General features: G+C 60.9%; 18 protein-coding genes, 1 pseudogene and 1 riboswitch. Of the genes and pseudogenes, 16 read left to right on the forward strand and 3 right to left on the reverse strand.

What is annotated here, in order from left to right; genetic code table 11:
• The 10 genes and pseudogenes from VJ604_RS01265 to VJ604_RS01310 form a co-directional block, all read left to right on the forward strand.
• A pseudogene (locus VJ604_RS01265) lies at nucleotides 1-229 on the forward strand (hypothetical protein); the annotation flags it as partial.
• A 56-nt stretch (nucleotides 230-285) separates the two neighbouring features.
• A protein-coding gene (locus VJ604_RS01270; RefSeq protein ID WP_324079569.1) for an IS3 family transposase occupies nucleotides 286-1,400 on the forward strand; the annotation gives its coding sequence in 2 pieces (ribosomal slippage) (nucleotides 286-547 and nucleotides 547-1,400; 1,116 coding nt in all).
• 219 nt (nucleotides 1,401-1,619) lie between these two features.
• A riboswitch (cyclic di-GMP riboswitch) is annotated at nucleotides 1,620-1,694 on the reverse strand.
• Between the two features lie 220 nt (nucleotides 1,695-1,914).
• Entirely contained in the window at nucleotides 1,915-2,634 is a 720-nt protein-coding gene (locus tag VJ604_RS01275; protein ID WP_324079570.1) for a hypothetical protein, read from the forward strand.
• A gap of 201 nt (nucleotides 2,635-2,835) precedes the next feature.
• Nucleotides 2,836-3,078: a hypothetical protein gene (locus VJ604_RS01280; RefSeq protein ID WP_324079571.1), complete on the forward strand. Its 243-nt coding sequence runs from the start codon at nucleotides 2,836-2,838 to the stop codon at nucleotides 3,076-3,078.
• A 334-nt stretch (nucleotides 3,079-3,412) separates the two neighbouring features.
• Nucleotides 3,413-4,312 (forward strand): protoglobin domain-containing protein, encoded by a 900-nt coding sequence (locus tag VJ604_RS01285; protein ID WP_324079572.1) that lies wholly within the window; start codon nucleotides 3,413-3,415, stop codon nucleotides 4,310-4,312.
• 101 nt (nucleotides 4,313-4,413) lie between these two features.
• Entirely contained in the window at nucleotides 4,414-4,770 is a 357-nt protein-coding gene (locus tag VJ604_RS01290; protein WP_324079573.1) for a response regulator, read from the forward strand.
• A gap of 248 nt (nucleotides 4,771-5,018) precedes the next feature.
• Entirely contained in the window at nucleotides 5,019-5,186 is a 168-nt protein-coding gene (locus tag VJ604_RS01295) for a hypothetical protein (protein WP_324079574.1), read from the forward strand.
• A gap of 112 nt (nucleotides 5,187-5,298) precedes the next feature.
• Entirely contained in the window at nucleotides 5,299-6,102 is an 804-nt protein-coding gene (locus tag VJ604_RS01300) for an FRG domain-containing protein (protein ID WP_324079575.1), read from the forward strand.
• A 96-nt stretch (nucleotides 6,103-6,198) separates the two neighbouring features.
• Complete coding sequence (locus tag VJ604_RS01305) at nucleotides 6,199-6,360, forward strand: hypothetical protein (RefSeq protein WP_324079576.1); 162 nt, start codon at nucleotides 6,199-6,201, stop codon at nucleotides 6,358-6,360.
• 123 nt (nucleotides 6,361-6,483) lie between these two features.
• Entirely contained in the window at nucleotides 6,484-6,813 is a 330-nt protein-coding gene (locus tag VJ604_RS01310; protein WP_324079577.1) for a toxin, read from the forward strand.
• 88 nt (nucleotides 6,814-6,901) lie between these two features.
• Here the strand turns inward: VJ604_RS01310 and VJ604_RS01315 are convergent, their stop codons facing one another.
• Nucleotides 6,902-7,759 (reverse strand): mechanosensitive ion channel family protein, encoded by an 858-nt coding sequence (locus tag VJ604_RS01315; protein WP_324079578.1) that lies wholly within the window; start codon nucleotides 7,757-7,759, stop codon nucleotides 6,902-6,904.
• A 54-nt stretch (nucleotides 7,760-7,813) separates the two neighbouring features.
• On the reverse strand, nucleotides 7,814-10,102 hold the full coding sequence (locus tag VJ604_RS01320; protein WP_324079579.1) for a nitric-oxide reductase large subunit: 2,289 nt from the start codon (nucleotides 10,100-10,102) through the stop codon (nucleotides 7,814-7,816).
• Between the two features lie 482 nt (nucleotides 10,103-10,584).
• On the opposite strand from VJ604_RS01320, the gene VJ604_RS01325 reads away from it, so the two are divergent.
• From VJ604_RS01325 to VJ604_RS01335, 3 genes are all read left to right on the forward strand, one after another.
• Nucleotides 10,585-10,785 (forward strand): hypothetical protein, encoded by a 201-nt coding sequence (locus VJ604_RS01325; RefSeq protein WP_324079580.1) that lies wholly within the window; start codon nucleotides 10,585-10,587, stop codon nucleotides 10,783-10,785.
• Nucleotides 10,786-11,113: 328 nt separating this feature from the next.
• A complete protein-coding gene (locus VJ604_RS01330) occupies nucleotides 11,114-13,078 on the forward strand; it encodes a PAS domain-containing sensor histidine kinase (protein ID WP_324079581.1) in 1,965 nt (654 codons plus the stop codon).
• Between the two features lie 97 nt (nucleotides 13,079-13,175).
• Nucleotides 13,176-14,123, forward strand: coding sequence for a YbgA family protein (locus tag VJ604_RS01335; RefSeq protein WP_324079582.1), 948 nt, complete (start codon nucleotides 13,176-13,178; stop codon nucleotides 14,121-14,123).
• 139 nt (nucleotides 14,124-14,262) lie between these two features.
• Here the strand turns inward: VJ604_RS01335 and VJ604_RS01340 are convergent, their stop codons facing one another.
• Nucleotides 14,263-15,105: a formate/nitrite transporter family protein gene (locus tag VJ604_RS01340; RefSeq protein WP_324079583.1), complete on the reverse strand. Its 843-nt coding sequence runs from the start codon at nucleotides 15,103-15,105 to the stop codon at nucleotides 14,263-14,265.
• Between the two features lie 307 nt (nucleotides 15,106-15,412).
• Between VJ604_RS01340 and VJ604_RS01345 the strand changes: the two genes are divergently transcribed.
• The 3 genes from VJ604_RS01345 to VJ604_RS01355 all read left to right on the forward strand — a co-directional run bounded on the left by VJ604_RS01345 (nucleotide 15,413) and on the right by VJ604_RS01355 (nucleotide 19,085).
• Nucleotides 15,413-16,009: a hydrogenase maturation protease gene (locus VJ604_RS01345; protein ID WP_324079584.1), complete on the forward strand. Its 597-nt coding sequence runs from the start codon at nucleotides 15,413-15,415 to the stop codon at nucleotides 16,007-16,009.
• Nucleotides 16,010-16,231: 222 nt separating this feature from the next.
• Nucleotides 16,232-17,308, forward strand: coding sequence for an NADH-quinone oxidoreductase subunit B family protein (locus VJ604_RS01350; protein ID WP_324079585.1), 1,077 nt, complete (start codon nucleotides 16,232-16,234; stop codon nucleotides 17,306-17,308).
• Nucleotides 17,295-19,085, forward strand: coding sequence for a nickel-dependent hydrogenase large subunit (locus tag VJ604_RS01355; RefSeq protein WP_324079586.1), 1,791 nt, complete (start codon nucleotides 17,295-17,297; stop codon nucleotides 19,083-19,085). The genes VJ604_RS01350 and VJ604_RS01355 overlap by 14 nt, the downstream gene beginning before the upstream one ends.
• Nucleotides 19,086-19,300: the final 215 nt, after the last annotated feature.

The following is a 19,300-nucleotide window of genomic DNA, read 5'->3' on the forward strand; positions in this document are numbered from 1 at the left end:
GCCAATCGAGTGTCTGCACCTTGATTGCTTTGGCTTCAGTCGTGGTGCAGCCGCAGCCCGGAACTTCATACATGCTGCCATTCTAAGACATGAGGATACGCTGAAAGACAGATTGCAATCCAGCGACCATCGTGTCAGTGCGGTTAAAGTCAAGTTCGCGGGACTATACGACACCGTTGCCTCACATGGGTTTCTTTCAGGCAACGACACCCGCGTAAACTTCCCCTGAAAAGAGACACTTGAAAAGTAGAGCTTTCTGGCATTATAAAATGCCAGGAGGCTGCAATGAAGAAATCCAGATTCACTGAGACCCAGATCGTCTCGATCCTCAAGGAGGCCGACGCCGGCGTGCCGGTGAAGGACATCTGCCGCAAGCACGGCATCTCGGAACCCACCTACTACAATTGGAAGTCCAAGTACGGCGGCATGGAGGCTTCCGATCTGAAGCGTATCAAGGAGATGGAGTCTGAGCTCTCCCGGCTCAAGCGCATGTACGCAGACCTCGCGCTTGAAAACCACGCGCTGAAGGATTTGCTTGAAAAAAAGCTTTAGGGCCGCCTGAGAAGCGTGAAGCTGTCGTTTACCTGGTCGAGCAGCGTAAGCTGACAATACAGCGAAGCTGCTCCTGCGTCGGCATCTCCCGGGCGGCCTTCTACCGAATTCCTAAACCTGCCTCTGAGCGTGATGCCAATGTCATTGATGCTCTGAATGGCCTGATGGAGCGCCATCCTCGATGGGGCTTCTGGAAATCCTTCAAAGCATTGCGTCGGACGGGTCACAGATGGAACCACAAGCGCGTCTATCGGGTCTACTGTGACCTTCGCCTCAACCTGAAGCGCCGCGCCAAGAAGCGGCTGCCTAAGCGGATTAAACAGCCCCTTTGGGTACCTCAGCAGCCGAACAAGGTCTGGTCGGCGGATTTTATGAGCGACACGCTCTACTGCGGCAAGACTTTCCGTACCTTCAACGTCATCGACGATTTCAACCGGGAATGTCTGACCGTCGAAATTGATACCTCAATCACCGGAAAGCGGCTGATCCGTGTCTTTGAGCGACTAAAGCAGGAACGTGGACTTCCTGACGTGCTTCGGACCGATAACGGGCCGGAGTTTCTCAGCGGTGATTTTGTTGCCTGGGCGGAAGCGGCCGGCATGATGATCCACTACATCCAACCTGGAGAGCCGAACCAGAACGCCTACATCGAGAGGTTCAACCGCACGTATCGGGAGGAGGTGCTCAGCGTGTACCTCTTCCAGAGCTTGAGAGAGGTCCGGGAGACCACCTACTGGTGGATGACCGATTACAACGATGTTCGTCCTCACGACGCTCTAGGGGATCTGACACCATCCGATTTGATGCTCAACTACACCAGAAACTCTACTTTTGAAATGTCTACTTGACGGGGAAGCTTACGCTAACAGGATCGAAAAAGATCCGACCAAGTTGAAGGACTTCGCAGTGCCTTGCCAATGCCTCTTCTAGCTCAAAAATAAAGTATCGCTGGACTCGCATCATCACTCGGCCAAGGTGCCGGTGGAGTTATCGTGAAAAGATGTACCCTGTTTACGGCTCGAGTGCGCAAAAAAGCCGGGTGCCATAAATATCGGTCGATTGATATTGTCGGCAACCCGGCTGTCTCCTGGAGACCCTAGGCTTTCCGTCCCATCCTCGCGAATGGTTTAGTATTGTCGGATATCGTGAATTATTTTTGTGTAACATAAGACCAAGGATGAAAAAAATCAATAGAAAAATTTAATTTTCTGCCAACCTGCTCTTGCCCAACACCTGCGGCCGGAGGACGGTGTGGTGTTGGCGATTGGACACATTTGTGGTAGTGTCAGGCGGAATCGCTGGCATTGACCATTGACAGTGTAAATTCAAACCAGCCCCGGGTTGCCTACAAGAGAGGTCACAATGTACAAGCTTCGTTTCTTAGCGGCACTGCTGCTGGTGTTTTTGGGGGTATCCACCTCGTCAGCGCTCACGCGTGACGAGGCCACCTCGGTGGTCACCGGCGCTTACCGGGTCACTACCCGCGCGTTTCTCGGCGATGTGAAGGAGCCCGGCAGCGTGCTGACACCACGCCGGGAGGGATTGCGGGCCAACCGTCCGAGCAAAGAGTTCAAGGCGACCGTGATTGAGAACCACCAAATCGTTGTGACCGGCGGCGGCGATCTCCCGCTAACCGGCCGTGATGGGGCGCTTAAACCGGGCGAGCGGCTTTACCTTTATGATGTCAGGGCGGAAGACGATTACGTACAGCTCGATCTGTACACCGTCACCAGCTATCACATCCCTGGTGTCAGGTGGTCCACTCCGCTGCAGGCCTCGGTCCGTTTCCGTTACAAGGGGGGGATTGCCGGCATCTCCTCCCGGCAGTTACTCGACGACATCGCCGAGTGGGTAGTCGCTGAAGGATCATCTGGTCCGGCCGCAAAGGAAAGTCGTCCCGCCGCCTCTCCCGACAAGGAAGGGAGAACAACAGAGACAGTCCACCTCGGCCAGACCCAGCAGGAAGTCATCGCGATCCTGGGGCCCCCGCAGAAGCAGATCCTGCTCGGCCCAAAGGCTATTTTCATCTACCCCGAACTCAAGATAATTTTCATGGATGGAAAAGTAACCGACGCCGAATAGCCGGGAGTGTGATGAAATCGGGGGGTAGCTTGTAGAAGTCGAGACTGCCCCCCAGTTATCTTCCCGAGTAGCTGAAGAAAAGAAGGCCCCGAACAGATCGGGGCCTTCTTTGTCGTGCCGAGGTGGGTCAGGGGGCCAATATATACAAAACCACGGGATGTGGTACATTCTTTATCACCAAATCTTGAAGGGGGTGGTGAGGTGAGACTCCAAATCAGCGACAGATTGGTGAATGCGACGACCCACTGCGAGAATGGTTTTAGCTGTCTGAAGGAAGGGAGGGGGCACTGTTGCCATGTCGTCGAACTGGATCCCCAAGGCACCCTGTATGTCGAGTGCAACAAGCCGGTAAATCCTCACTGCTATTATTCCTACCACCTCGGCAACAAGCCGGCCTGCACCTGTCCCGTACGAAAGGAACTGTACCTCAAGTACAAAGTCTGAGTGACCTCGGTCGCTCAGGATGACGCATGCTCTTCTCGCTGCGCGCTTCCACTCTCCTTTCGCGTTGCCAGTTTCCTTTCCTGACTGGCTCGCTCCCCTGTGTCGGCAAGATCAGGTCTCCGCTACGCCTTTTTTTGTGTATACCATGCGAAGTTGGAAAGAAGTGGCCACCCTGCAATCGCTATGTTAGATTGCATCCGTGCGGAGCAGGCGCTCACGACGTTCAGGCGCCGCTTTAACGGCCGCAGTGGAGCGGGCGGTGACCAGACGCCGGAAGTGCGGCATGGACTGAAAGGGAACCCGAAATACGGGCAAGGGAGGGAGCCAGGTAACGATGCTGACCATGCGCGAAGTCAAGGAACACTACTTCTTTACCGACCACGACGCCACGCTGTTGAACGATCTGCTTCCCCTGGCGCGGCAAAACAGCGAGCGGATGCGGGACGAGTTCTACGAGTACCTCCTCAAGATGCCGGACACGGCAAAGTATCTGCGCGACGAAAAGAGCCTGCAGAGGCTTAAGGATACCCACACCGAGTGGTTCCTCTCCCTCTTCTCGGGCAGGTACGATGAAACCTATCTCGCCAGGTTGCAGCGGATCGGCCACGCGCACGTCCATATCGGGCTGAACGCCCACTACGTGAACGCGGCCATGAACGTGGTGCGCAGGTTCCTGATCGAGCTTCTGCAGAGCACCTTCCCCCAGATCGAAGAGCGGCGCAAGTACCGGATCGCGGTCGAAAAGATCCTCGACATCAACCTCGACATCATGAGCACCTCCTACCAGGAGGAGGAGCTCAGCAAGGTCTTCCTTTCCCACCGGCTGGAAACCAAGCTGATCCGCGGCGCCGAGCGCTTCACCTACGGCCTCAACCTCATCCTGGTCATCGCCCTTTCGGGAGTCTCCCTGTCGGTCGTCGCGCTCTTCGTCTGGGACCTGGTCCACATCTTCGTGCACGGTGACTTCGAGAAGGGGATCCTGTCGGCGCTCGGTTCTCTGCTCATTCTCTGGATGATGATCGAGTTGATGGACAACGAAATAAAGACGCTGAAGGGCGGAAAGTTCAACATTTTAATCTTTATCGGTGTTATTATCGTCGCTCTGATCCGTGAAATTCTGATCTCCACCCTGCGCCACGACGCGCTCACCACCCAGGTGTTCCTGGCCGGCACGCTGCTCATCCTGGGGATCGTCTACTACCTGGTGGCGAGGAGCCAGAACAGCACACTATAACCTTGAGACCCTGGCCGGCGGCCATGGTTCAATACAAACCTGTTGAAAGCTTTTGTTGGTTACTGTAAGGTGTCCGAAAAGGAAAAAACGGGGGGTGCTGAATGTCGAAGAGGATCCTTATCGCCGATGATCAGATGGCAACCAGAGAAGCCCTGAGCAAGTTCGCCACCATGCAGGGGTACGAGGTGGTGACGGTTGACAACGGGGCCGCGCTTCTGTCCGTCGTTGAGAGTGAGGAATTTGACGCGGTGATCACCGACCTGGTCATGCCCGGCCTCAACGGTGTGTCCGCCGCCGAAATCCTGAAGCTGCACGGCTCCTCAATCCCCGTGATCGCCCTGACCGGGATTCCCAAGCAGGACGTCGGTCCCTACCAGGACAAGTTCACCAAGATCTACCACAAGCCGGTGAACGCCAGTGCGCTGCTTGACTACGTAGCGTCGCTGCTGGCCAAGTAGCAAAATCCCGCGCGTCACCTGCCCATCCCGGGCGCGAGGGGGTAAAGTTCCCTTGCGCCCCGATACCATTTCACGCTTGCCACCGCTGCCGTTGTCCTATCTGGGCGGCCTGCCTGCCGCTGGGCCGAACTCCGTCATCGCATCACCGCGGTCAGCAAATCGTTTCGCCCGCAGCTACTTGACCAGTCGCGGGTAAAATGGTTACCTTTTCTGCAGGGCCTCCGGATACCTACAGACGAGGTGCTGACATGAAAGTCCGCGACGATGAAGAGACCCGGCACTGGCTGACCACTCTGTCCTGGACGGACAAACTGATCGCTCGCCTTTTCCCCAACTTCTTCAGGAACTATGCCCCGCCGGAAATTCAGAAGCAGTGGGAGGAGCACCAGCGGAAAAAGCACTCGCCAAACTCTTAACCCTTACCGTCCACTCCGACTAAAAGATCCCTGCTCTAAAATGTTTTGGGGCAGATTTTAGGCTGCCAAAGCCGCTGTAGGCTGTAAGGCAATTCGGGAGGCATAGCAGGAAATGGAAACAGTCGTCGTTGGTAGTTGGGAGGAACTGCAGTCGGAGCTGTTTGCGGACTCTTGGAACGAAAACCTGCGCCGCTTTCGGTCGCGCTTCGCGTTCAGGGGACTTTCGGATGCCGACTACCGCCTGGAAACGACCCTGATCAGACTGGGCGGCTGCTATGCGGATCTTGAGCGCCACCTGCTGCGCAACTTCAAGAAGTACGCGCACCGCACCGTGGTGGAGCGCGATTCCCTCTGGCATTGGCTCTCGGTGGCCCAGCACTACGGCCTTCCCACCCGGGTCCTCGACTGGACCTATTCTCCCTTCATCGCCATGCACTTCGCCACCGCCAACATCGACAAGTTCGACAAGGATGGCGTGATCTGGGCAGTGAATTACGTGAAGGCCCATGAACTGCTGCCGGAGAGGCTGAAAAAAACGCTCTTCGACGAGGGGGCGAACGTCATGACCGTAGAGCTCCTCTCGGAGTCGATCAACTCGCTCGCCGAACTGGACGAGTTGGCCGCCGAAAAGGTCGCCATCTTCTTCGAGCCCCCCTCCATCGACGACCGGATCGTCAATCAATACGCCTTCTGCTCGGTGATGTCCGATCCCAGTATGGTGCTCGACGACTGGCTGGCAACCCACCGGGGGATATCGAGGAGGATCGTGATCCCGGCGCGGCTGAAATGGGAGATTCGCGACAAGCTGGATCAGGCCAACATGAACGAACGGGTGCTGTTCCCCGGTCTCGATGGACTCAGCCGCTGGCTCAAGCGGCATTACAGCCCGAGGAGCTCTGATAGCGAGGCGTCCTAACTGCCTGATAAGGTAGGGGAAGGTAATGCCGCGCAGGTGGTGGTTGAAGTAGGAAAGGTCCGCGTGATAGGATAATACGAGTGAGGAGCCACTCAAATGAAAACCTTCTCGTATGTCGTCTATCAGACCGGAAAGTACTACGTCTCTCAATGTCTCAACATGAATGTGTCCAGTTTCGGCCGGACCATTGATGAGGCGGTAAAGAACCTGGAAGAGACGGTCCTTTTCTACCTGCGCGACGACCACTACAACGCCTGAGTTGCTTTTGCTGGAGCATTTCGGCCATCCTTTCCCGCGGGACGCGGGTGTAGGGGGGGGCTCTCTGGCAGGTCCGGCTGCTTGTTTTGCTAATGTATTCATTTCTTTAGGAGGTTTTTCCCGGTGTTTTCCTTCTTTCCCACCCCCGGTTTCGCAAACAAGATGCACAAGATCCAGAAACATGACCCGCCTGGGCACGTGCGCATCATGCAGGTGATCGACCGCCTGCTGGAGAACCCCGGTGACGCCGACGGCTGGATGCACGGGGAACACCACGGCCGGCTCAAAAAGTACGTGGGCCGTCGGGATTACCGTCTCATCTACCACTGGTGCGAGTTGTGCCGAAAGGAAGGGAGGAAGCTGGAGGATCAATGCGGCTTCTGCCATGAGGTGCAGGATAACTCGGTCATCTTCTTCGACATCTATCACAAGAACGAGGCCAACAGGATCTAGGGCGGGGCAGGGGGATCAACTGGATGGACAAGAGGGATGGACCGGTGGCCAGTACAGGCACCGGTCCATCCCTGTTTTCGTTTGCCGCTCAGGAAGGGATGGCGGGCGGGGCGATCGGCACGACCTTCTCGGCCTCGCTGTGCATCAGTACCATCTGGGCCGGGATGGGAGGCGGGAAGCCGCCGGCGATCAGCGTCTCACGGATGGCGCGGTTGCCGTCGAAGTAGACCTGCCAGTAATTGTCGTTGTGACAGAAGGGGCGCACCGCCAACACGGGGCCGACCAGGTTGAACTCCAGTATCTCGACCTGCACCGGCGGATCGGTCAGCACGTTGGCGACCTTACCGACTTCCTGCCGCAACAGCTGCATGGCGGCCACATGGTCGACGCCGCCGTTTAGCTGGCATTTCAGCTCCACCCGGCGGAAGGGGTTGGCGGTGAAGTTCTGGATGGTATCGGTGAAGATCTTGCCGTTGCCGACCAGGGTCAGCACGTTTTCCGGGGTGTTGAGGGCGGTGACGAAGAGACCGATCTCCCTGACGGTGCCGGTCACCCCCCCCACGGTGACGAAATCCCCCACCTTGAACGGATGCAGCACGACCAGGAAGATGCCGGAGGCCAGGTTGGTCAGCAGCCCTCCCCAGGCGGCGCCGATCGCTATGCCGATACCGGCTACCAGTGCCGCGAAGGTGGTCGTTTCGATGCCGCAGTAGCCGAGGATGGCGACCACCAGGATGATGTTCAGCGTAACGGCGAGGAAGTTGCCGAGATAGCGGATCAGCGTCGGATCGATCTTCTGTCTCTCAAGCACCGCCGCCAGCATGCGCCCCACCAGCCCGATCAGCCAGCGGCCGATGATCCAGAAAAGGATGACTGCCACCAGTTTCGTTCCGTACACCGTGATGAAATTAACTGCCGTCTGCTGGTACTGCCCGAGGTTTTCCATCACTTCCTCCCGTACCGATGTCATAGGTGCCCCATTTCGTGGCCAACCCTCACATTATACCCGATGTTTTCCAGCAAGCGCCTCGGGAGCCACTCCCTTTCGATGTCGGTTGGCGAACATGCGGAGCGCAAGGTAGACGACCGGCAAAATGCCGATGATGAAGAGGGCGTCGCCGGGGAAACGCAGCCACTCGAACAGACGCACCAGAGGCAGGTTGAAAAAGTCGGGCTGCCTCCCCTGAAAATAGGAGGTGGCCAGGATGGTGTTCATCTGCAGAAGCCCCACCGGGAAGAGGTTGATGAAGAGCATCCAGGCGAGGCCGAGGTTGGTGCACCAGAAGGCGATAGCCATGGCCCGGTCGGCGGCCTTGTCCAGGGGGACGAAGTAGCGTGCCACGAACATGAAGAAGCCGAGCGACAGCATGCCGTACACCCCCATCAGCGCGCCGTGCCCGTGGTTGGCGGTCCACTGGGTGCCGATCTCGTAGTAACTCACGATGGGGAGGTTGATCAGGAAGCCGAATACCCCGGCGCCCAGGAAGTTCCAGAAGCCGACCGCGATCAGGAACATGACCGCCCACTTGTGGGGGAAGATGTTGCCGGCGGTGCTCAGCATGGAGACCCCGGCCGGTGCCCCCAGTTTCATGAACCGCCACGCCTCGTAGGTCAGAAGAAGCAGCGGGATCACCTCCATGGCGGAGAAGAAGGCGCCGTAGGCCATGTGCATCTCGGGGGTGCCGCTGAAGTAGAGATGGTGCATGGTGCCGATCACGCCGCCCACCGAGTAGAGGATGATGTCGAAGTAGACGATGGTGGTGGCCACCCGGATCCGCACCACCCCCAGCAAGAGGAAGACGTAGGCCACCATGATGGTGGTGAAGAGCTCCAGGAAATCCTCCACCCAGAGATGGACCACCCAGAACCTCCAGAATTCCACCTGCACGAAATGGCTCGTCTGGCTGTACAGCATGCCGGCGGCGTAGAAGAGCGGGATGGAGATGGCGGAATAGATAAAGAGCCAGGGCATGTTGCCGGGGTGCTCCCCCTTCAAGCGGTCCTTCATGCCGCGCACCAGGATGAACAGCCAAAGCAGCATCCCCACCGTCAACAGGAGCTGCCAGAGCCTCCCCAGGTCGAGGTATTCCCACCCCTGTGAGCCGATCCAGAACCAGGGGGCGCTGCCGGGGAGAACACCCTTCAGGCTGATCGCCTCGCCGGTGAGGCTCCCCGCCACGACCACCACCAGGGCCGCCAGCAGGACGAGGGCCAGCTTGTCCTGGTGGCGGGGTTCGGTGCCGCCGATGAGCGGGGTCAGGAAGATCCCCATCGCCACGAAGCTGGAGGCCACGAAGAAGAGGGCAACCTGCACGTGCCACATCCTGGAGAGGTTGTAGGGAAGGATGTTGGCGAGCGAATAGCCGTAAAAGCCGCCGGTCTCCACGTGGTAGTGGGCATTCACCCCTCCCAGCAGGCCGAGCACCAAAAAGAGCAGGGACACCACCAGGAAGTACCAGGTCACCGTCCGCTGCGAAGGGGTGAGCGGTGCCTCCTCCGGCAGAGGATAGGCGCCCTCGGGCGCCTCCTCCATGGCATGCCACCCCAGCCACTCGAAACGGCCGAAGAGGAAGAAGATGACGCCGGCTCCGCAGAGCAGGGCGACCAGGCTGAGCACGCTCCACATCAGGATGCCGGGGGTGGGGCGGTTGGCGGCCAGATCGTCCGGGGGCCAGTTGTTGGTGTACGAGTGGTCGGTGAGCGGGCGTCGGGCGGAGCATACCCAGGCGGCCCAGGAGAAGTAGGAGGTGAGCTGCCTGATCTCCTCCGGGTTATTGAGGTAGGGGCGCTGCAGGCCGCGCTGGGTGGCGGGCGGGCCGAACCATGCCCGGTAGTAGCCGATCAGGTCGCGATAGGCGCTGGCCTGGGCAGGGGTGAGGGTCAGGATGCCGCTCACCGCATTGTAGGTATTGTCCTTGGCCTCGGCCCGCACCCGTTCGGTGGCCTGGGCGTCGGGCATCCCTTGGCCGGTGTAGTAGACGAATTCACGGTCGCCGGCGGTGCGGAGGTACTGGGCGGTGAAGTCGGGACCCAGGTAGGCGCCGTGGCCGAACAGGGTACCGTACTGCATGAGGCCGTATCTTTGGAACAGGTACTGTCCTGCCAGGATGTCGCCCCCCGTGTAGAGGAGGGTCCCGTCGGCGGTGCGGACCTCCTTGGGGATGGGGGGCTGGTCGGTGTTGTTCCTGAAGGCGAGGTAGCCGAGGATGGTGAAGCCGAAGAGGAAGGTGATGACAGCGGTGACCAGCCAACCGGGGGAGAGGATCATGTTCCTTTCACGCACGTGCATGAGCTACCTCCGTTCACGGTGATCTTTTGTCGGTGTGGGCATTAGAAAAAGATAGTTCTTTGACGGGAAAGGTCAACGGGTAGCCCGGATAAAACGGCTCCGGGACGTCAATCTCCCTCGCCCGGTCAGGTCAACCACGCCCTCACCCGGCCTTCGGCCACCCTCTCCCCCTGAGGAGGAGAGGGAAGAAATAGGCACGCCGGCACTGGCCGGTTAACCGGCTGGCCAGCACGGGAGGGCTCGGGAAGGGGGGTGGGGTAAGGCAGGTGGAACGGGTGCGAAAATCTCGACAGGTTGGCTGGTTTTGCAGAGGGAGGCGCAGCCTTCGCGTGCCATGAGGACGAGGAATCAATGGGTTACAAGGGGTATGGAAAATGCTAACGGAACTGGATAAGTGCTGCCGGATGCTACCTGAATTACCCCGAGCTCGCGCGCTGGGCGCGGCAGCGTGGGGGAGCCGGAGCGTCCGGAAGGAGACGGTGATGGCGAACATCAAGGCATTGATCGTGCTGGCGGCGACCCTGTGCGGGAGCATCATGGAGCCGACGCCGGGAGGGCAGCTGCTGTCGGTGGTGGTCGAGAAGACCCTGGGGGAACAGCACCGGGTGGCGGCGGAGAGCTATTTCCCTCCGGCTGACCAGCACGCGGTGCGCCAGGCAGCGGAGCCCTGGGTGACGGACTGAGCCGACGGGAGGTTCCCAGCTACCCGCTCTCCCTGTGCCAGCACAATGGGCACTCACACGTGGGTGCCCGCCTGCCGGATAACCTCCTGAGCTGATCAAGGACGCGCATCGAGCCCTTCTTTTACATAAAAAAATTAATGTAACTGCTGATGTTTTAGCTCGTTCGATTTCGGGCTTAACGCCTCCGGCTCCCATTGCCTCTTCCTGATATACGGGAGAAAAGGGATAACCGCCAACGGTTTTACCCATACTAAAAATCATTGAATCCTAATTAGTAATGGTGTAAAGTTCCCCCTTGCCGATTTTTCGGCAGGGGACGAGCATGGGTATGAAACCGTACGATCAGATGAGCAGGGACGAATTGATACACGAGGTCAGGCGGCGCGACCTGCAGCTGACCGAGGCGTTATCAAGAGACGAGGAGCGCTACCGCAGCCTCTTCATGTCCATGCGTGAGGGGTTCTTCCTCTCCCAGGTCATCTTCGACGAAAGCGGCGCCCCCTGCGACTACCTCTACCTGGACGTCAATCCGGCTTTCGAGAGGATCGTGGGCTTCAAGCGCGACGACATCCTGAACAGGCGGATGTACCAGCTGCAGGATGCCCCCTCTTCGGTCTGGCTGGCGGTCTTCAAGCAGGTGGTCACCACCGGCCAGCCCAGCCAGTGCTGCTATTACTCCGACCCCTTCCAGAAGTACTTCGATATCTTCGCCTTCCGGCCGGCGCCTGACCAGTACGCCGTGCTGGTCAGCGACGTCACCGAGCGCAAGGAGGCGGAAAAGGCGCTCAAGGAGAGCGAGAGCCGGCTCAGGTACTTCATGGAGCACGCCCCCGCCAACCTGGCCATGTTCGACCGGGAGATGAGGTACATCTTCGCCAGCCGGCGCTGGATGGAGGCAACTCAACTGGGCGACATGGACGTCACCGGGCTCTCTCATTACGACCTCTTCCCCAAAAACGCCGCTCATCGGCGGGATGCCCACCGCCGCGGCCTGGCCGGAGAGGTGGTCACCTGCCGGGATGACCGGCTGCGGCGAAACGACGGCTCCGAGATCTGTCTCAGCTGGGAGGTCGTGCCGTGGTACGACAGCAGCGGCGCCGTGGGGGGGATCTTCATCTTCAGCGAGGACATAACCGGGCGGAAACAGGCCGAGGAGGCCCTGAGGACCAGCCAGGCGCGCTACCGCGACATCGTGGAGAACCAGACCGAGTTCGTGGACCGCTATCTGCCGGGCGGCATCCTCACCTTCGTCAACAATTCACTGGCCAAGCTGACCGGTCACCGGCCTGAGGATCTGCTGGGGAAATCGTTCTACCCCTTCCTGCACGAGGATGACCGGGCCCAGGTGGTCGCCGCCATCGAGGCCCTCACCCCCGAAAACCCCTTCGTGGTAGTGGAAAACCGCGTCGAGCTCCCGGACGGACTGCACTGGCACCAGTGGAAGCACTGCGCCATCACCGACTCGGAAGGAAAGATCGTCGAGTACCAGGCCACCGGCCGGGACGTCACCGAGCGCAAGCAGATGCAGGACATCCTGATCGCCCATCAGAACGAACTGAGGCTTGCCAACGAGCTGCTCGAGCAGCGGGTCAGGGAGCGGACGGCAGACCTGGAGGCGGCCATCCGCGCCCAGGAATCGTTCAGCTACTCTGTTTCCCACGACCTGCGCGCCCCGCTTCGTCACATCAACAGCTTCTCAGCCATGGTCATCGAGGACTTCGGCGACCAGGTCCCTCCCGGCGCCCGCGAGTACCTGGACCGCATCTGTTCCGCCTCCAGCCGGATGGGGGACCTGATCGACCACCTGCTGGAGCTCTCCCGGGTGACCCGGGCCGAGATCGATCCCGGGCTGGTGGACCTGAGCGAGCTTGCCGACTCCACCCTGCGCATGTTCGTGGAGACCGATCCCCACCGGGATACCGAGCTGGTGGTGGAACCGGGGATCACGGTGATGGGGGACCAGGCGCTGTTGCGGCAGCTGCTGGAGAACCTTTTGGGGAACGCCTGGAAATACACCTCGCAAAAAGGGGAGGCGCGCATCGAGTTCGGCAAGGCGGTAGTCTGTGGGCAGGAGACCTACTACGTGAGGGACAACGGCGCCGGCTTCGACATGACCTACCTCTCCAAGCTGTTCAAGGCCTTCGAGCGGCTGCACGGGGCCGAGTTCGACGGCATCGGTATCGGGCTGGCCACCGCCCAGCGCATCATCCAGCGCCACGGCGGCAGCATCTGGGCGGAAGGGGTGGTCGACGAGGGGGCCACCTTCTACTTCACGCTGCCGGTGTACTTTTAACCGCCACCGCAGCGAACCTGGACAGATCCTTTGTAGCTATCGCATCTCAGACCCTTGCCCCTTTAGGGGAGAGGGTGGCCGAAGGCCGGGTGAGGGTATGCCGACAACCATCAAGATAGGGATAAGCTCCTGCCTGTTGGGAGAGACGGTCCGCTACGACGGCGGCCACAAGCACGACCGGTACATCACCGACGTGCTGGGCCGGTTCTTCAGCTTCGTGCCGGTCTGCCCGGAGGTGGATTGCGGGATGCCGGTCCCGCGCGAGGCGATGCGACTGGAGGGGGATCCCGAGGCACCCCGCCTGGTCACCAGCAAAAGCGGCGCCGACAAGACCGACCAGATGCTTAGCTTCTGCCACGCCAAGGTGGTCGAGCTGGAGAAGGAGGACCTCTGCGGGTTCATCTTCAAGAAGAACTCGCCCAGTTCCGGGCTCTACCGCGTCAAGGTGTACCGGGAAGGGATGCCGGCCAGAAGCGGCAGCGGCCTGTTCGCCGCGGCGGTGGTCGCCCACTTCCCGCACCTGCCGGTGGAGGAGGAGGGGAGGCTGAACGATCCGGAGCTGAGGGAGAACTTCATCGAGCGGGTCTTCGCCTACCGCCGCTGGAAGGACCTCCTGGCGGAACAGCCCGACCCGGGAAGGCTGGTGGCCTTCCACACCCGCCACAAGCTGATCGTGATGGCGCACAGCCCCGCGCTCTACCGCGAGCTGGGAAGCCTCGTCGCCCAGGCCGGGAGTGCCGATCTGCCGCAACTCCTTTCCCGCTACGAGGAGCTCTTCATGAAGGCCCTGGAGCTGCTCGCCACGGTCAAGAAGCAGACCAACGTGCTGCAGCACATCATGGGCTACTTCAAAAGAGAGCTGTCGGGCCCGGAGAAGGAGGAACTGGCCGAAGTCATCGGCCAGTACCACGCCCAACTTGTCCCCCTCATCGTGCCTGTCACCCTGCTTCGGCACTACGTCAACAAGTACGACCAGCAGTACCTCAAGGAGCAGCTCTATCTTGCCCCCGCCCCTGCCGAACTCATGCTCCGCAACCACGTCTAGCCTACCGGGAAAGGCGAGCTGACCTAGCCTTTTCTCACTCGATCCCCCTCTGCCAACACCCCCTCGCCCTCCCACACCTCCTCGCGGAAAGTTCCCTTCTTGACTTGTCACTTACGAGACGGAAAGCGGCCGCAACTCGTCATCGATGCTCCTTCCTTTTCCCCGCCACCACCTGCGCATGGTTCAGCGCCGCCACCAGAGCGACCCCACCGATGATGTTGCCTCCCAAGGTGGGGATGAAGAAGTTCAGCAGGTAGTCGACATATCCGATCTCGCCGGTGGTGGCCAGGTAGAGGGTCTCGGCCGAGCCCCCGATCACGTGCGCCATCTTCCCGAGTCCCACCAGGTAGGTGATGATGATAATGGTGGGGAGGCGGGAGGATTCCGAGCCGGGAAGCAGCCAGACCATGAGGGCGATGAGCCAGCCGCCGAAGATCGCCTTGAAGAAGATGACCAGGGGACCCGGCGCCATGGCTTCGCGCCCGATCTGCCGGAAGCTGTCCAGGACCTGCGGTTCGAAGGCAGGTCCGCGCAGGGCGAGGGTGAAGAGCCACACCCCGATCAGGTTCGCCACCAGCACCACGCTCCAGAGCCTCGCCACGTTCGCCAGGGTGGTGCTGTCGCGCCGGGAGAGCAGCGGCAGGATGACGGTCAGGGTGTTCTCGGTGAAGAGTTGCTGGCGGCCGAGGATCACGATCAGAAAGCCGATCGTGTAACCGAACTTGGTGATCAGCGGGCGCCAGGGAAGGTCGGGGAGGTGCGCCTGCAAAAGCCCCTCGGCGAAAAGGGTGAACCCCATGGAGAGTCCCGCAGCCAGCCCGGACCAGGCGAGCGCCGAGGTGGGGCGGGCGAGCTCGGACTCCCCCTCCTTGCGCAGCGCCTCGTGCACCACCACGGCGGCCATGCTGGTCGCTTCCTCTGCTCTTCTCTCCTCTTCCTCAGTGAGTTGGAACGGTTTGCCGTCTTCTTGAGTGTCAGGCACGGAACATCCTCCTGATCCATTGGTGAACGGCACAGGGCGCACCAACGGATGTCATAGTTCCCCCTTCTGTCAATGCCGGCCGATCCGGCTCCCTTCTCCTTTTACAGGCTCAAAGCTCTAACTCTACCGTGATAGATCTCTAACACAAGGCGGCGTCAGTCACTGCCCTGGGAGACCGTGACTGTGTCTGTATGGTTAAAATATATTCATTGACTCACCATGTTTCGTTGCTACATTTCTACTGTTCGTCGTCTGAAGCTCATCGTGGTCGGGACCAGGGGGTTACCTCCGCACGCAGGGGGAGATCATGGAGAGAGTGACCAGAAGAGGGGTGGAGGATGTTTCCTGGCGGTGGCAGGGGGGGGACGATCCTCTCTGCCAGCGGCGGCGGGTACTGGTGGCCGGCATCGGCAACGGGTCGCTCGGTGACGAGGCCTTTGGCATCGAAGTCGTCGAGCGCCTGCGCGGCCACTCGCTACCCGACGGCACCGAGCTCTGCGATTTCGAGGGGCAGGGGATCAACCTGGCCTACGCCCTGGTGGGGGGCTACGACGCCGCCATCCTGGTGGACGTGGTCTCCAGGGGGGGGCAGCCGGGGAGCCTGTACGTCTTCGAGCCCAACCCCGCGGCAGGCGACACGGTCCCGCTGGAGTACCACAAGATGACGCCGCTGGTGGTGATCGGGCTGGCTCGCCTGCTTGGCTCGCTCCCCTCTCAGCTCTTGATCGTCGCCTGCGAGCCGACCGGAAGTTCCCTGGAGGCCATGTCCAACGAGATGACGCCGGATGTGGCGGCCGCCGTGGAACCGGCGGTGAAGGTGGTGGCGGAATTGGCCTGTCGCCTCTCCTGCGGCACCGCGCCGGCACACCAGTGGCATGTCTGGAAGCCGGCCCGCTGGAGATGACTCGATGTTAATGCGTTCTTCAGGGGATTGAAAGTAGGAGTAGGTGTCCGTTCGTGCTGAGCTTGTCGAAGTACCCTTCCCCGACGGTCACAAGCAAGTCCTTCCCTTCGACAAGCTCAGGACAGGCTCTCGGCTCAGGACGAACGGGTTGAGAGCTTGACGTGTCGGCTTTGGAGGCCTGGAATCGAATACCCTGATGAACCAGTTAGAAAGGGGGAGATCATGGAACAAAAGACCAAGAGCGGCATCGACGAGATCCACATCCTCTGGAGTTCGGAGGGGATGAGCTGCGACGGAGACTCGGTCTCGGTGACCGCGGCCACCCTGCCGCCCCTGGAGAATATCCTGCTGGGACTGGTGCCGGGGCTTCCCAAGGTGCACCTGCACAACAAGGTGCTCTCCATGCAGACCGGGGATGATTTCATGGCCCCCTTCCATGCGGCCGCGCGCGGGGAACAGGGGCCCTACGTCTTCGTGGTGGAGGGGGCGATCCCCAACGAGGAGATCCACGACGAGGGGTATTTCACCTCCATGGGCAACGACCCGGAGACCGGCGAGCCGATCACCCTGAGCAGCTGGATCGACCGGCTGGCCCCCAAGGCGCTGGCGGTGGTGGCGGCCGGAACCTGCGCGACCTACGGCGGCATCCACGCCATGGCCGGCAACGCCACCGGCTCCATGGGGCTCGCCGACTACCTGGGCTGGGACTTCCGCTCGGCGGCCGGCATCCCCATCGTCAACGTCCCCGGCTGCCCGGTGCAGCCGGACAACTTCATGGAGACGCTCCTCTGGCTCCTCTACCAGGTGGCGGGCGAGGCGCCCATGATCCCGCTGGACGACAAGCTGCGCCCGACCTGGCTGTTCGGCAAGACGGTGCACGAGGGGTGCGACCGCGCCGCCTACTACGAGCAGGGGGATTTCGCCCACGACTACAACTCTCCCAAGTGCCAGGTGAAGATCGGCTGCTGGGGCCCGGTGGTGAACTGCAACGTCACCAAGCGCGGCTGGATGGACGGGGTAGGGGGCTGCCCCAACGTGGGGGGGATCTGCATCGGCTGCACCATGCCCGGCTTCCCCGACAAGATGATGCCCTTCATGGACGAGCCGCCCGGCGCGAGCCTCTCCTCGCTTCTGACCAGCAAGGCGTACGGTCCGATGATCCGACGGCTGCGCGGGCTCACAAACACCACCATCAACGAGGAGCCCAAGTGGCGCCACCGAGGCCCCCGGCTGACCAGCGGCTACAATCCCCGACACGGAGGCGATACCGGCAAAGGAGGCAGCGGTGGGAAACCTTAAGGGAGGCAACGGCAACCTGGTGGAGATGAACTGGGACCCCATCACCAGGATCATCGGCAACCTCGGCGTCTACACCAAGATCGATTTCGAAAACCGGCGGGTGGCGGAGTGCAAGACCACCTCCTCGCTCTTCCGCGGCTACAGCGTCTTCCTGCGCGGCAAGGACCCCCGCGACGCCCATTTCATCACCAGCCGCATCTGCGGCATCTGCGGCGACAACCACGCCACCTGCTCGACCTACGCGCAGAACATGGCCTACGGCGTGAAGCCTCCCCCGCTGGCGGAGTGGATCGTGAACCTGGGCGAGGCGGCCGAGTTCATGTTCGACCACACCCTGTTCCAGACCAACCTGGTGCTGGTCGACTTCTGCGAGCAGATGGTAAGGGAGACCAACCCGTCGCTTCTCGCCAAGGCCGAGACGACCAGCGCCCCGCATGCGGCGGTGCACGGTTTCGGCACCATCGCCGACATCATGCGCGCCTACAATCCCTTCGAGGGGGCGATGTACAAGGAAGGGCTTACCATCGGGCGGGTCACCCGCGAGATGTGCTGCCTGATGGAAGGGCGCCACGTGCACCCCTCCACCCTCTACCCGGGCGGGGTGGGGACGGTGGCCACTCCCCAGCTGTTCACCGACTACCTCTCGAAGCTTTTGAAGGTGCTCGATTTCGTGAAGAAGGTGGTGCCGTTGAACGACGACCTGTTCAACTTCTTCTATGAGGCGCAACCGGGGTACGAGGAGGTGGGGCGGCGGCGCACCCAACTTGCCTGCTGGGGCTCCTTCCAGGATCCCTCGGTGAGCGACTACCGCTACGCCACCATGAACGACTGGGGGCGCGCCATGTTCGTCACCCCCGGCGTGGTGGTGGACGGCAAGCTGGTCACCAACGGGCTGATCGACATCAACCTCGGGCTGCGCATCCTGTTGGGAAGTTCCTATTACCAGGACTGGCAGGGGGAGGAGACCTTCGTCAGCCACGATCCGCTCGGAAACCCCATCGACCAGCGCCATCCCTGGAACCAGACCACCATCCCGCACCCGCAGAAGCGGGACTTCGAGGGGGGGAACTACAGCTGGGTGATGAGCCCCCGCTGGCAGGATCCCGCATCCGGCGAGATGCTGCCGCTGGAGACCGGCGGCGGCCCCCTGGCCAGGCTCTGGTCCACCGCGCTCTCCGGATTGGTCGATACCCCTTACGCCAAGGCGACCGGCGGCAGCATCCGGATGACCCTGCCCAAGAGCATGCTCCTTCCCGAGACGGAGCTGGAATGGAAGGTGCCTCAGTGGTGCAACACCGTCGAGCGTGACCGTGCGCGCATCTACTTCATCGCCTACTCGGCAGCCATGGCGCTCTTCTTCGTCGAGAAGGCGCTCGCCGAGGTACGGCTCGGCCATACCAGGACCTTCACCGACTTCAAGGTCCCCGGCGAGGCGATCGGCGTCGGGTTCCACGAGGCGGTGCGCGGCGTCCTTTCCCACCACCTGGTGATCCGGGACGGCAAGATCGCCAACTACCATCCCTATCCCCCGACCTGCTGGAACGCGAGCCCGACCTCCAGCGACGGCGTCGCCGGTCCCATGGAAGACGCCGTCATGGATACACCCATCTTCGAGGAGAGCGGCAAAGCCGGCTTCAAGGGGATCGACATCCTGCGCACCGTGCGCAGTATGGACCCCTGCCTCCCCTGCGGCGTGCACATGTACCTTGGAGACGGGCGGGTGATAGAGGAGTCCCACGTCCCCGGCATGGGGCTATCAGGAAGGATTCGGAAGTAGTCGACAGTAGAAACCCATCCTCACCCTGTCCCTCCTTGAAGGGGAGGGGACGCACAGGGACCTTTCAGCGATGACCACCCCTCAATCAGGTTTCCCCTTGATAAAGGGGGATAGGGGGGATTGCTTCTGGCCGTGCGACCTGTCAAGCGCGAGCACTGACCCTTCAGTGCATGCGGCCGGCCCAACGTTCCCTCCCTTTCAAGGGGAGGGACAGG

The organism is Geomonas sp., assembly GCF_035254065.1.
In the GTDB taxonomy this organism is placed as follows: Bacteria; Desulfobacterota; Desulfuromonadia; order Geobacterales; family Geobacteraceae; genus Geomonas.

What these genes read in the sequence shown, in the direction of transcription:
- VJ604_RS01315 (WP_324079578.1), bottom strand. Translation starts at nt 7,759, where the DNA reads ATGGAAAACCTCGGGCAGTACCAGCAGACGGCAGTTAATTTCATCACG.
- VJ604_RS01350 (WP_324079585.1), top strand. Translation starts at nt 16,232, where the DNA reads ATGGAACAAAAGACCAAGAGCGGCATCGACGAGATCCACATCCTCTGG.
- VJ604_RS01300 (WP_324079575.1), top strand. Translation starts at nt 5,299, where the DNA reads ATGGAAACAGTCGTCGTTGGTAGTTGGGAGGAACTGCAGTCGGAGCTG.
- VJ604_RS01330 (WP_324079581.1), top strand. Translation starts at nt 11,114, where the DNA reads ATGAAACCGTACGATCAGATGAGCAGGGACGAATTGATACACGAGGTC.
- VJ604_RS01345 (WP_324079584.1), top strand. Translation starts at nt 15,413, where the DNA reads ATGGAGAGAGTGACCAGAAGAGGGGTGGAGGATGTTTCCTGGCGGTGG.
- VJ604_RS01295 (WP_324079574.1), top strand. Translation starts at nt 5,019, where the DNA reads ATGAAAGTCCGCGACGATGAAGAGACCCGGCACTGGCTGACCACTCTG.
- VJ604_RS01290 (WP_324079573.1), top strand. Translation starts at nt 4,414, where the DNA reads ATGTCGAAGAGGATCCTTATCGCCGATGATCAGATGGCAACCAGAGAA.
- VJ604_RS01285 (WP_324079572.1), top strand. Translation starts at nt 3,413, where the DNA reads ATGCTGACCATGCGCGAAGTCAAGGAACACTACTTCTTTACCGACCAC.
- VJ604_RS01325 (WP_324079580.1), top strand. Translation starts at nt 10,585, where the DNA reads ATGGCGAACATCAAGGCATTGATCGTGCTGGCGGCGACCCTGTGCGGG.
- VJ604_RS01305 (WP_324079576.1), top strand. Translation starts at nt 6,199, where the DNA reads ATGAAAACCTTCTCGTATGTCGTCTATCAGACCGGAAAGTACTACGTC.
- VJ604_RS01335 (WP_324079582.1), top strand. Translation starts at nt 13,176, where the DNA reads ATGCCGACAACCATCAAGATAGGGATAAGCTCCTGCCTGTTGGGAGAG.
- VJ604_RS01275 (WP_324079570.1), top strand. Translation starts at nt 1,915, where the DNA reads ATGTACAAGCTTCGTTTCTTAGCGGCACTGCTGCTGGTGTTTTTGGGG.
- VJ604_RS01320 (WP_324079579.1), bottom strand. Translation starts at nt 10,102, where the DNA reads ATGCACGTGCGTGAAAGGAACATGATCCTCTCCCCCGGTTGGCTGGTC.